Here is a 13,420-nt window from a genome sequence, read left to right as displayed (position 1 = left end):
AAAGTATGAAATTTATTGAAAGCTATAATGAAGGGGTTATACTTAAGAGTAGAGGTGATGTTTATGAAGAAACATAATATCTTATGTATGATCTTTTCATTATTGCTGGTAGTATCATTATCACTCACAACGGTATCAGCCAAGACTATTCATGTGACAAGAGGCTATTTCTATTTTGAAGCCCATAATTATTATGAATATGCGAATGGATCAGGCGAAATTCCGGATGTGTATATCAAAGGACGCAGCTTACGTGGCAATACTTTAACAATTAATGGCCGTGCTATGGTGGCAATTTCAGAAGCAAAATTCAACGCTCAGGATCTGTACTACAAAGAAGCCAACTATATTTTTAAGTTAACGTCAGCTACAAAGTATTTTTACCACAATTCGCGTATTTCTAAGAAGAAAGCTTATTCTTATCTTAAACGTTTTAGCGGTAAAGGTATGGGTATCACCGTTTCTAATCATCGTGTTACAAAAATGAAAGTTATTTATTAATGATAAAGCGTCACCATAATGTGACGCTTTATCATTTGCAGGAGGTATTATGTCATCTTTCACACTTTATAGTAAGACATCACTATTGAGTTTACATCATCGTATTCGTTTATGTGATGAGGATAAACATGTCTGGTATTATGCGAAAAGCGCAATACTGACTTTTACGAATAAAACAACGATCTATAATGCCAATCGTCAAAAGGTAGCGACGATCAGAAGAAAACTTGTATCATTTCATCGCGCTTATAAGATAACGATGAGAAATGGCTTATCTTTTACGATGCGTAAAGAGTTACTGCATGTGTATAGAGATGTGATTGATATTAAGGATTTAGGCTGGCAATGTCGCGGGAACATCTTTGAATTAAACTTTACGGTATTAGATCGGCATAACCGAAAGCTAGCAGCGATCAAACAAAAGATGGTATCCATGCATGATAAATATAGGATTGAAGTGTATGATTCCACGCATTTGGATATGATTATTACGCTGCTTATTACTCTCCAGCATATGGTCATTGATGAAGAAAAAGAAAAGCGATCTTAGCGACCGCTTTTCACGAAGTCTGTACGCCAGAAGGCGAACAGTAAATAAATGGTCATGACAATCCAAATAGTTGGTTCACAGAAGATGACGGCCATGTATTTGAATTTTGGAATAAAGGCAATCACGAAGAGAATCTTACCAAAGAATTCAATGACACTAGAAATCAGTGGTAAGATCTTTTGACCAATCCCCTGCAAAGCGGATCTTGTTTGCATGAGGACACCTAAAACAGCATAGTTTGGTGCCACAATACGTAGATATAAAGAGCCGTTATTTACAATGGTAGGATTATGTGAGCTTGAGATAAAAGAGACCATCGCTGGGGCACAGAAGCCTAAGAAAACAGTCATAAAGATCGCTACGATGAGATCATAGAGATAACTATCACGCATGGCTTTACGGATACGTTTTGGCTTTTGGGCACCGGTATTTTGGGAAATAAAGGTCGCAATCCCTTGCCCCATGGCAGTAAATGGCATATTACAGAACATATAAAGCTTACGAGCAGCGGTATGTCCAGCGATAATATCAGCTCCTAAGTTGTTGATGCCTGATTGTAAAATAACGGAACCAGAGTTTACAATAGCTGACTGCATGGCCATGGCGTAGCCTTGGCCCAGTAATTCTTTATAAAGAGCAGGATCATAGGCAAAGTGTTTTCTCTGAGGGATGAGGATTTCTGTTTTCTTAATAATATAAATAATACAAAGAAGAACAGAAATCCCTTGGGCAATAACAGTCGCAATGGCAGCCCCGGCAACGCCAAGATGGAACTGGGTAATAAAGAGAATGTCTAAACCAACATTTAAGAGTGATGAGAAGATTAAGAACAATAAAGGCATGACACTATTGCCGATTGCTCTTAATAAGCCAGCTGCTAGGTTATACGCAAACATAATTGTTAAGAAGAGTATGATCCAAATGATATAACTATAAGCCTGATTGAAGACGTGACTTGGGACATTGATGGCATGCATCAATGGTTTAATACCAATGAAGGCGAGAATAGTAATAAGAATTGAAGAGGCAAGGCCAATAACTAAGGAACCTGCCACACTTTTCTTGAGTTCTTCCTGATCACCGGAGCCAAAGGCTCTGGCGGTGACAATGGCTAAGCCATTGCCGATGCCTAAGGCAAAGCCGTTAATGAGATCAAAAACAGAATTGACACTGCCGATGGCGGCTAAGGCTGTATCACCGAGAAAACGACCGACAATAAAAGTGTCCATAGTATTATATAATTGTTGGAAAACACTAGAGATGAGGATCGGAATGGCAAATAAGACGATACTTTTAAAGATCGGGCCATGGATCATATCAATAGTTGTGTTTTTTAACTGGAATTTCTTTTCCATGAGAAACCTTCCTTCCTTTCATGTATGACTTATATTGTAAACGTTTTAATTAGGGATATGCCCCCTTTTTCTTAATAAGAAATGATTTTCTTATCAGCATGAGGGTTCTAAAGTAGGGACATTTGTGGTAAGCGGCTCATCAATCTGATATGTAATTTTGAACATAAGGATTAGAGGGTGGCAGATACCAGAATAAATCGACTGTGGCTGTATATAAGACTACTTATTTTTGTGAGATTAAAATATGGGAAATAAACAAAAAGAAGTGATATATTCTTTGAATTGAAGAAAAAGTATGTATAATAAGGATACACAAAAGGAGTGGAGATCATGGCAGATAGAAAAATCCCTATTACAGGGCATACAGAATTAATTACTTTACTGGCGACACCGATTCGTCATAGTTTATCACCAACTATTCATAACGCAGCTTTTGAAAAGCTGGGGATGGATAAGGTGTATTTGGTTTTTGAAGTCGGTCAGGATGGCTTAGAAGATGCCGTTAATGGCTTAAAGGCTATGCAGGTAAGAGGCTGGAATGTCTCTATGCCTAATAAAACAGCTATTATTCAGTACTTGGATCAGGTTTCACCGGTTACGAAGTTATGTGGCGCGGTGAATACGGTTGTGAATGATAACGGTGTGTTAACAGGGACTTCAACCGATGGAACGGGCTGGGTTCATGCCATTGAAGAAAACAGCGGTTCTATTAAAGGCAAGAAAGTTGTTTTATTAGGGGCTGGCGGCGCGGCGATTGCGATCTTAGCGCAGGCGGCTTTAGATGGCGCAAGTGAAATTGCGGTTTTTAATAAGAATGATGCATTCTGGGACCGTGCTATGGAAAAGGTGCAGTTAATTGATCAGGAAACTGATTGTCATGTGACTTTACATGATATCGATGATCAGGCTGATTTAAAGGCTTGTATTGAGGCAGCGGATATTTTAACCAATGCGACAAGTGTAGGTATGAAACCGCATGAAGATACCTGCTTAGTGGAAGAAGAGGACTTACATGAAGGCTTAGTAGTCATGGATTGTGTTTATAATCCTAAGGATACGTTATTATTAAAACGAGCGAAGAAGAAAGGCTGTATTTGTGTTTCTGGTATTTATATGATGCTTTATCAGGGCGCGGCTTCTTTCAAGTTATGGACAGGGGAAGATATGCCTTTAGATTATGTGCGTGAGAAGATTGGTCTTTAATATTACTTGCATTTTTCGTTAAAACTTTGTATCATGCACTAAGGAATAAGGAAGGTGTAAACATGATAAAAATTATGTTATGCTGCGGAGCAGGGATGTCATCAAGCTTGCTTGTGACAAAGATGCAGCAGGCAGCGAGTGATATGAATGAAGATGTAGAGATCTGGGCGAATCCTATTTCTGAAGTTGTAGAACATCCAGAAGTTGATGTGATTTTACTTGGTCCACAGATTCAGTATGCCCAGAAATCAACACAGAAGATTGTCGGAAAAGATATTCCGGTGATCAATATTGATTTCAGATCTTATGGACGTATGGATGGGGCTAGCGTTCTTAAGGCAGCTTTAAAAGCTTATCGTACTATTCATGAATAATGACTCTTGATTGAGTCATTTTTTTCATTGTGTTTGAAGAAAATATGGTATCATGAAGAAAAGGAGCGATGGATATGAAGAAGAGTATAATCAGTGTATTGTTAACATTAGTCATGGTACTTGGGTTATCACCAGCTATTAAGGCTGAGACCTTAACTTTGAATGGCACAAAAGCGTATAAGTATAGTTTAGAAGAAGGCATCTATATGATGGATTTAACCGCTAATGCTAATACCACAGCGCAGTTCTATACAAGTAAAAAAGAAGCGAAGAAGGGTTATGGTATTACGGGGATTGGTGATAGTTATATCAATGGCCGGGCTCATACAAAGAAACAGGTTGCTTTTACGGTTGATGAGAAGGGAACTTATTATTTGAGTCTTTCAACGGAATCAAGTAATGTGCAAGTAGATGTAAATGTCTATAAAGCAGATGTTGGCGGTATATTAACGAATGGTCAGCCTTTGCTTGGAACATCCAATGCGGATAATAAAACGATTGCTTATTATCAGTATAAGATGAAGAAAGATGGTTATGTATCATTATCTATTGATGGGATTAATGATTTATCATCGAATGTGATTGTTTGTGATGAGACAAAGAAGGCAATGCATTACTGGGCTTATGGATATACCGATTCACGCTCTTTAGGGGCGATTGCTTTAAAGAAAGGGACATATTACTTCGCGGTAAAGTCTTATGATCCTGTTTATAATATTACCGCTACCGCTACAAGCCGTAAGATTACGGGCGGCTTAAAGAAAAAGAAGGCCAAGATGATCAAAAGAAAGAAAACCTATAAAGGCATAGTAGCTTTAAATGGTTCTACTTCATGGTATAAGTATAAACTGACGAAAACGAAAGCTTTGTCAATGTCATTTACCGGTACAAGCTTCTATGGCGGTTCTGCTGGTGGTATGAATATTACTGTTTATAAGGGTAAACAAAAACTAGGAACTCAAACCTTTATGGAAAATACGCAATCAGCAACCCAGTCTTATGTTATTAGTCATGGTAAGACTTATGGCAAAGCTGATGCAGGTACTTATTATATTAAGATCACCAATTATAAAAAAGGCTGTGGCATCTATCAGTTCAGCCTTAATTAACCTCATGACATATGAGGTTTTTTTAAATTATTATCATTATTTTACATATTGTAATAAATATGAGTTATAATACGCTGTAGGAGTAGGAGGGTGTAAAAATGAAGGTATATTTATTAAATTTAAAAGTAAATGGTATAAAGTCTATTGAAAAAGAAGTTGAATTATCATTTTATAATAAACGAATAAGTAAAAATTTTGATCCAGAAGATTACCGAATTAAAGCAATATATGGAGAAAATGGATCAGGGAAAACTGCATTAATTACAGCAATTAAAATTGTTCAAGATATGTTTCTAAATACACATTATTTAATGCAAGAGAACACACAAATTTTGCTTGATGAATTAATTAATAAAAAAATGAAAAAAATGTGTGTAGAATTAGAAATCCTATTTCGCATGAAATCTAATAAGATTGAAGTGTATAAATATGAGATTGTTTTATCTAAAAATACATTAGATAGCTATATTATTAGTTATGAATCTCTTTGGCATAAGAATGGGAATACCCCGACAAATAATTATCATGAAATTTATACGGTTCATGATGGGGAAATTAGTAAAATAAAATCTGAAGATTACTATACTAAATTGATCAAAGATAAAACAACAAATCTTTTGAAAATTCAGCCACTTGCCTTAGAAGCAGGGCTTTTGCTTATTGGAGGAAATGGAGATTTAGAAAAAATAAACAGCTTTCAGTATCATATTATTAATTTAATGATATTTTTTCTTACTACTAGCATATTTTTAAATGAAGAAGACCAGCATTCATATTATTCTCTTATAAAAAAAATAAAGAATAATGAGGTTAATTTATTGAATAAGGAAAAAGGTATTTTAAATGATTTTATAGACTATTATGTTACTAAAAATCATTATTATGTTGCTAAAGAATCTTTTGATAAATTTCAACATAAGATCAAATACATGACTCGTTTTATCTCTATTTTTAAAAAAGATTTAATTGATATAGAAATTGAAAAAAGAGAAGATAAAAACTATTATGATTGCGAACTTGTTTTCGTTTATCCAGATTATCGTATAAGTCTAGAATTTGAAAGCACGGGCATAAAACGGTTAACAAAGTTATATGAATGTTTGAATGATGCTGATCATGAAAAAATTGTTTTTGTTGATGAAATCGATACAAATATTAATAGTATTTATTTGAAAAAATTAATCGATTATTTTATTCGATATGGTAAGGGTCAACTTTGCATGACTTTACATTCACTTGAACCAATGGAAGTATTAAAAGAAAATAAACTTTCAATTGATTTTTTAACAACTAATGGGATAAAGACTTGGATTCCGCATGGTAATGCAAGTCCAGAAAATTTTTATCGTTTTGGAATGGTTGATGGATTACCACTTAATATTGATGCGGAAGATTTTCTTGGAGTATTTGATTCGGATGAGGGGGAAAGTGATGAGTAAACAAATCATTTTTTGTGTTGAAACGAATGGAAAAGCGCGAACAGATATTGTCTATATAAAGGATACAATTCGTAAATTCTATAATGATTATTCTGGTATTAATTTTGAATATGTTCCTATGGGAACTAAAACGGCTTTTAATAATAAAAAAACGAAAGCAGATATTCGTAAATATATAAAGAATAATCCCAATGGAACAAGCTATATTGTTTATTGTATTGATACAGATCAATTTGAATGTAATCAAGAACAGCTTAAACTAAATAAGTCAATAGAAGATTTTTGTCTAAGAAATGGTTATAAATTGATTTGGTTTTGTCATGATATTGAAGAAGTTTATATAGGCAAAAGTGTTCGTAACAAGGATAAAGTATCTATTTCAAAAAGATTTAAACAAAAAGGTGAAATAGAAAAAGTAGATGAAAATAAATTACGAAAAGACCAACAATCGAGTGGACATAGCAATATTTTAAATGTTATTGATAGCTGCTTAAAATAGAATTTGAAGTCTCTAAGAGCAATACCAAATGGTTGTTGCTCTGTTTTTTTATTTAAATACGCACTTGTGATATTTCCCTTTTTACTCACATATTTTACCTGTGTTAGCGGTGTATAGTGAAAGCAGGAGGTGAGGAGTATGAGACAGAAAGAAGTCACTTTTATGGCTTTAGGAACAGTGAATAAGATTCAGGTACGTTATCCTGATCAGGATGAAGAGATGATTGGTGATGTATTAGATATGATTGTCGAAAGAGTCACCAAGATTTCTGAAAACTGCAATTTCTATGACGAACATAGTGAAGTGGGTTTGATTAATTACTATGCTGGTGAAAAGAAGGTAAAAGTCTCTTATGATACCTTAAAGATTATTCAAAAAGGTAAAGAGTATTCGTTAAAGACGAATGGTTTATTTGATATTACCGCTGGGGTACTCACGAAGTTATGGGATATCAATCATAATGATGGACATATTCCTTCACGGCTTAAGATTTTTAAAGCGAAAAGGTTAGTCAATGTGAAAGATATTTATATTGAAGGGACCAGTGTGGGTTTAAAACGTAAAGGACAAATGATTGACTTAGGATCGATTGCCAAAGGATATTGTGTTGATTTGACGAAAGAGATTCTTGTCTCTGAAGGTATTAAAGAGGCAATCATTAATTATGGCGGCAGTGTGGTGACAATTGGTAAGAGTTATCGTATTGGTATTCAGAATCCTTTTAAGAAACAGGGTGAAATCATTGGTGTATTAGATATTCAGGATCAGGCAGTGGTTACCTCTGGTAACTATGAACATTTCTTTGTGAAGAATAAGAAACGGTATTCCCATTTACTTGATCTTAGAAAGGGAAGACCGGTGGATAATAATATCGCTTCGGTCACGTTAGTGGCGGATAGTGCTTTAGAAGCGGATGTATATACGACAGTGGTGTTTATGAACACATCATCGTCATATGCAAGTAAGCTCGTTATTCTCAATGATGGACGTTATTATATGTCCGATCATTTAAGAAAGGTTTTTCATAAGGCAGATATATATGAATAAGAATAAAATCCATCCAATGACAATCATTAGACATGTTATTCAGCTGATTGCTTTTCTGCTAATTCCTGGATTATTTGCCAGTACTTTAAATGCCCTGAAAAGTTTAATGACAATGATTGTGACCGGGACATTCTCTTTATCATCATTTGTGACTATTATTGTTTTACTTTGTATTACGATGATTCCAACATTACTATTTGGCCGTTTCTTTTGCGGGTTTTTCTGTAGCTTTGGGGCAATGCAGGATCTCTTATGGGAGATCTCTAAAAGAATACTCAAAATCAGAAAGAAGTTACCACAGAGAGTTGATGAAGGTCTCAAATATGTCAAATGGATCGTATTATTAGGCTTGGTTGTCATATGGATCTTACAAATCGATTACGCTAATAATCCATGGACTGTATTTGCCAAGTATACCAGCCTTTCAGGCTGGAAAGATGGTTCTTCTTTCCAGACTTGGGGCGGTTTTACGTTAATTGCGATTATGATTGGCTCATTACTAAGTGAAAGAGTCTTTTGTCGTTTCTTATGTCCTTTAGGGGCTATTTATTCATTACTTGCGGGAGCGCGTTTCTTTAAGTTTGTCAAACCACATGAACAGTGTGGAAAATGTCATTTATGTTCAAATCAATGTGCGATGCAGATTGATTTATCGGATGATTATGTCACTTCTGGGGAATGCATTGAATGTATGCGCTGTATTGAAAGCTGTCCCAGACATAACATTCAGGCTCAGCCTGATAAGCGGGTGATGACAGCGGCTTCGGTCACTGCAATTGCTGGCTTATATTATGTAGGAACAGTGCTTCCCACAAATACGAGTACCATTACGACAACGCAAGTTTCCACGAAGAGCTATACCAATGGCACTTATACGGGCAGTGGTCAGGGCTTTAGAGGGACCACAACCGTGAAGGTGGTTGTCAAGAATCATAAGATTGCTTCAATTACTGTTACCAGTTATCAGGATGATGAACAGTATTTCTCTCAGGCTAAATCTTCAATTATTCCTGCTGTTATTTCTTCTCAGTCAACAGATGTTAGCACAGTCTCTGGGGCGACCTATTCCAGCAAAGGTTTAATTGAAGCTATTGAAAATGCCTTATCAAATAAGTCGAATAGTTCTTCAAACACCGATGCATCATCAAATGATTCTTCAGATGCAAGTACTTCATCAAAGGACTCTAGTACAAATGATTCCTCTGACTTTCTTGACTTCAAAAATCTGAAAGATGGGACCTATACCGGCAGCGGTACGGGCTTACGCGGTACTACTAGTGTGAAGGTAGTGGTCAAGAATAAGAAAGTACAGTCGATTACGGTTACCAGTTATGAAGATGATCAGCAGTACTTTGAAGCGGCTAAGTCAACAGTCATTAATAACATTATTAAAGCACAGTCTTTAGATGTGGATGGTGTTAGTGGGGCGACGTTCTCTTCTAATAGTATTAAAGAGGCAGTAGCGAAAGCGTTAAGTATCACTTATACCAATCCAAATAGTTCCATGTCAGATGGAGGTGAGCATCATCATGGCTTCCATTAGTCACATTTTCCTTTTGGGGGATGTGACTTTTATTTGTGTAATAGTGTTTCTTTCGTTATAATGGGAAGGCATGGAGGAAAGTTACGTGAAGGAATTGAATAAAAAGCGCCTGAGTAAAATGCTCCTATTGGCGCTTGTGATCTTTATATGTATGATGATGTATTTCACAGTATGGTATATGCGTCGCTATTTTCCTAACTGGCATATGCGTACGGTTTTGTATGCTTTTAATGGTCCTTATCATCATATGTTTATAAAAAAATATCTAAAGCAGGTAATCATAAGTGCTTTAGGCATGGCCTTTTTGGTGGTGGCCGCTTTATATTTTATTGAGAAGGATGCAAGGAAACATCATTATCACTACCAGGTGAAGGCTTTAGCGGTGGTGATTGCTTTATTAACGGTATTAAGCAGTGTTCATGAGGCAAACAGCTACGCAAAAACCATTAATCTGAATTATTATTTAAACAGGCAGTTACATCCCTCTTCTTTTGTGAGAGATCACTATGTGGATCCAGCTCATACGAAAATAACATTCCCCAAAAAGAAGAGAAATATTATTTATGTCTATTTAGAATCGATGGAACGCTCTTATATGGATCGGAAACATGGTGGGGATCATAATGTCAATCTGATTCCTGAGTTAACGAAGTTAGCACAGGAGAATAATAGTTTTTCTGATTCTAAGGGTTATGTCAATGGGGCTCATTCTTTAACCGGAACAACTTGGACGATTGGCGGTATTGTGGCGGCGACTTCAGGGCTTTATTTATCGCCGCAATACAATAATAATGAATATAATAATTCAGATGTATTCTATCCAACGATTACCAACTTTGGGGATTTATTACATAAGCAAGGCTATAAACAAGTTTTCTTGTTAGGATCTGATGCTTACTTTGGTGGTCGTGATCGTTATTTTAGAAGTCATGGTCATTATGAAGTAGAAGATTACTTGTATGCGAAGAAGCATCATATGATCTCTAAACAATATAAGAAATGGTGGGGCTATGAAGATGAAAAGCTTTTTGGCTTTGCGAAGAAACGTTTAAATAAGTTAGGAAAGTCTTCTCAGCCATTCAACTTTACGATGTTAACAGCGGATACACATATTACTGGCGGTTATCGTTGTCGTCTGTGTAAACATGAACATAAAACACGTTATGAAGATGTCATTTCCTGCTCTTCAAGACAGGTAACGAAGTTTATCCGCTGGTGTCAGAAACAGAAATGGTATAAGAATACAACGATTATACTATCTGGAGATCATCCATCGATGAGCTCGAAGATTCAAAAGGGAACACCTTGGTCTAAACGTCTTGTGTATACGTGTTATATCAATGCGGCTGCTAAACGTTCTAATCATAAACGCCGCAGTTTCTCAACGGAAGATAACTTCCCAACGTCTTTAGCGGCGATGGGGGTAAAGATCGAAGGAGACCGTTTAGGCTTAGGTACGAACTTGTATTCTAATAAACTAACGTATACGGAAAAGTATGGCTTTGAGCAGATGAGAAAAAATCAGACAATGCGTTCACCGTTTATCGAAAAACTCATGGAAACACAGCGCTCTCACCGGATTGATGTGCAACATTATGATGGTGTATTACCACAGGTAGAGCTTTCTTTAAAAGATGTAAAAATGCGTGATCGTTATTGTGAAGTGACGATTCATAGTATCAAGGTTCCGAGAAACTTTAAGTTAGCACAATTAGAAGTTAATGCTGGCTACCGCGCTGATGGGGCTTATGGCAATACCCTTATTATCAATGCTGGTCAGATTGGTAAACCAATTAAAATACGTGTTGATGATAAGACGATTCGTAAGAATGCGAAACGAAAAAATATTAAAACATTTTATGCCAATGCCTATGTTCGTGATGAAGGAGGTCTCACTTATAAAGTGGGGGCCGCAACATCACGTTATATCTGGTAAGAAGAAGTCTTCGGACTTCTTTTTGTTTGGCTGAATTGCCGAACAAAAAAGTGCCAAATGCCGGATTGAAAAGTTGCCAAATTGCCGATCAAAAGAGTGCCAAACGCCGGATTGAAAAGTTGCCAAATTGCCGATCAAAAGAGTGCCAAACGCCGGATTGAAAAGTTGCCAAATTGCCGATCAAAAGAGTGCCAAACGCCGGATTGAAAAGTTGCCAAATTGCCGATCAAAAGAGTGCCAAACGCCGGATTGAAAAGTTGCCAAATTGCCGATCAAAAGAGTGCCAAATAACGGATTGAAAAGCTGCCAAATTGCCGATCACTATTGAAAAAAGGTGATATAATCAGTATTATATAGTATATAGATCACATGAGTTTTTAGGAAAGGACAGGTGCTAACGATGGCAGTTGATTATAAAAAAAGAGTTGTAGATCAGATTTTACTTGATAAATTAAATGCGAAAGGTGGTGTGGTCATTGAAGGACCTAAATGGTGTGGAAAAACAACAACGGCAATGCAGGCTGCCGGTAGTGTTTTGAGGATGGATGAACCGTCTAGACGAAAACAGAATATGGATATGGCAGAAATTAACCCATCGTTATTATTACAAGGCACTCCACCGCGATTGGTTGATGAGTGGCAAATTGCCCCAGAGCTTTGGGATGCAGCTAGATATGAAATTGATCAACGTAATGCAGAAGGACAGTTTATCTTTACGGGTTCGTCTGTTCCTGTTGAATCGGAAAAAATATATCATTCAGGAACAGGTCGTTTTACTTGGTTAACTATGCGAACAATGTCCCTGTATGAATCTTTAGAATCAACAGGTGAAGTAAGTCTGGGTGAACTCTTTGATGATCCTAAGTCGATTAGTGGTATTAATCCTATTGATATCAATCAATTAGCTTTTCTTATTTGTCGTGGAGGATGGCCTAGATCAATTGATATGATGCAAAAAGCTGCTTTAGAGCAGGCAAAAGATTATTTTGATGCTGTTGTGAAGTCAGATATTAGTAGGGCTGATGGTATTGTAAAGGATGAAGCAAGAGTTGTGCGATTAATGCGATCTTTTGCAAGACACCAAGGAACACAAATTTCGATGAAAATGCTCAAGGATGATATTATGAATAATGAGTCTTTTACCATTAGTGAAGATACCATCGCTGCTTATATAAGTGCATTAAAGAAGATTTTTGTGATTGAGGACATGCCTGCATGGAATCCTAATTTAAGATCAAAAACAGCCATTCGATCATCTGACACGAGGTACTTTGTCGATCCCTCTATTGCGAGTGCAGCTCAAGGCATTGGACCTAACGATTTATTGAATGATTTGCATACAATGGGATTACTTTTTGAGACGCTGGTAGTGAGGGACTTGCGTGTATATGCTCAGCTTTTAGATGGAGATGTGCTACATTATCGTGATAAATCAGGATTGGAGTGTGATACAGTTATCCACTTGAGAAATGGAAGCTATGGACTAGCAGAGGTGAAATTAGGTGGAGAACGTCTTATTGAAGAAGGTGCTAAGAATCTTAAAACATTGAGCGATAAGATTGATACTCAAAAAATGAATGCTCCTTCATTTTTGATGATTATTATTGGTGTAGGAGATTATGCTTATAAACGAAAGGATGGTGTGTTTATTGTTCCAATTGGCTGTCTTAAACCATAACATTGTCCAATAAAAGAAGTTAGGGCTGAATTGTCAGCCTTTTTATTATGATTTAAATGAAACATATTTGTTTTATTTAATGCGTTTGCTTTTTAAGGTAAAAGCAGTGACTGTGTTGCTTCATTGCCGAGTTGCATGAGGTGATCTTATGAAGATGTACTTAAAACTTTAAGAATCAAATGATTT

Annotated in this window: 12 protein-coding genes; 11 read left to right on the top strand and 1 reads right to left on the bottom strand. The window is 36.3% G+C overall.

Annotation, left to right across the window (positions count from 1 at the left end; translation table 11 throughout):
* Positions 1-63 precede the first annotated feature (63 nt).
* Positions 64-501 carry a hypothetical protein gene (locus SG0102_RS11985; RefSeq protein WP_125120140.1) on the top strand — a complete coding sequence of 146 codons (438 nt, stop codon included), beginning with the start codon at positions 64-66 and terminating at the stop codon, positions 499-501.
* Positions 502-550: 49 nt separating this feature from the next.
* Complete coding sequence (locus SG0102_RS11980) at positions 551-1,051, top strand: LURP-one-related family protein (RefSeq protein WP_125120139.1); 501 nt, start codon at positions 551-553, stop codon at positions 1,049-1,051.
* Here the strand turns inward: SG0102_RS11980 and SG0102_RS11975 are convergent.
* Entirely contained in the window at positions 1,048-2,406 is a 1,359-nt protein-coding gene (locus SG0102_RS11975) for an MATE family efflux transporter (protein WP_125120138.1), read from the bottom strand. The genes SG0102_RS11980 and SG0102_RS11975 overlap by 4 nt on opposite strands.
* 330 nt (positions 2,407-2,736) lie before the next feature.
* Here SG0102_RS11975 and SG0102_RS11970 point away from each other — a divergent pair, with 330 nt between their 5' ends.
* The 9 genes from SG0102_RS11970 (at position 2,737) to SG0102_RS11930 (ending at position 13,234) form a co-directional block, all read left to right on the top strand.
* Entirely contained in the window at positions 2,737-3,609 is an 873-nt protein-coding gene (locus SG0102_RS11970; RefSeq protein ID WP_125120137.1) for a shikimate dehydrogenase, read from the top strand.
* A 62-nt stretch (positions 3,610-3,671) separates the two neighbouring features.
* Positions 3,672-3,983 (top strand): PTS sugar transporter subunit IIB, encoded by a 312-nt coding sequence (locus SG0102_RS11965; protein ID WP_125120136.1) that lies wholly within the window; start codon positions 3,672-3,674, stop codon positions 3,981-3,983.
* Positions 3,984-4,057: 74 nt separating this feature from the next.
* On the top strand, positions 4,058-5,092 hold the full coding sequence (locus tag SG0102_RS11960) for a hypothetical protein (RefSeq protein WP_125120135.1): 1,035 nt from the start codon (positions 4,058-4,060) through the stop codon (positions 5,090-5,092).
* 98 nt (positions 5,093-5,190) lie between these two features.
* Complete coding sequence (locus tag SG0102_RS11955; protein ID WP_125120134.1) at positions 5,191-6,531, top strand: AAA family ATPase; 1,341 nt, start codon at positions 5,191-5,193, stop codon at positions 6,529-6,531.
* Entirely contained in the window at positions 6,524-7,030 is a 507-nt protein-coding gene (locus SG0102_RS11950) for a hypothetical protein (protein WP_125120133.1), read from the top strand. The genes SG0102_RS11955 and SG0102_RS11950 overlap by 8 nt, the downstream gene beginning before the upstream one ends.
* Positions 7,031-7,168: 138 nt before the next feature.
* A complete protein-coding gene (locus SG0102_RS11945) occupies positions 7,169-8,077 on the top strand; it encodes an FAD:protein FMN transferase (protein ID WP_125120132.1) in 909 nt (302 codons plus the stop codon).
* Entirely contained in the window at positions 8,070-9,620 is a 1,551-nt protein-coding gene (locus tag SG0102_RS11940; RefSeq protein WP_125120131.1) for an FMN-binding protein, read from the top strand. Before SG0102_RS11945 ends, SG0102_RS11940 begins: the two co-directional genes overlap by 8 nt.
* A gap of 157 nt (positions 9,621-9,777) precedes the next feature.
* Complete coding sequence (locus tag SG0102_RS11935) at positions 9,778-11,556, top strand: LTA synthase family protein (protein WP_157983044.1); 1,779 nt, start codon at positions 9,778-9,780, stop codon at positions 11,554-11,556.
* A gap of 400 nt (positions 11,557-11,956) precedes the next feature.
* On the top strand, positions 11,957-13,234 hold the full coding sequence (locus SG0102_RS11930) for an ATP-binding protein (RefSeq protein WP_125120129.1): 1,278 nt from the start codon (positions 11,957-11,959) through the stop codon (positions 13,232-13,234).
* The last annotated feature ends 186 nt before the right edge of the window (positions 13,235-13,420 follow it).

It is taken from the genome of Intestinibaculum porci (genome assembly GCF_003925875.1).
GTDB classification, from domain to species: Bacteria; Bacillota_I; Bacilli_A; order Erysipelotrichales; family Coprobacillaceae; genus Intestinibaculum; species Intestinibaculum porci.
Note: the sequence above shows the minus strand (reverse complement) of the source record. Positions and strands in the feature narration are given on the sequence as shown.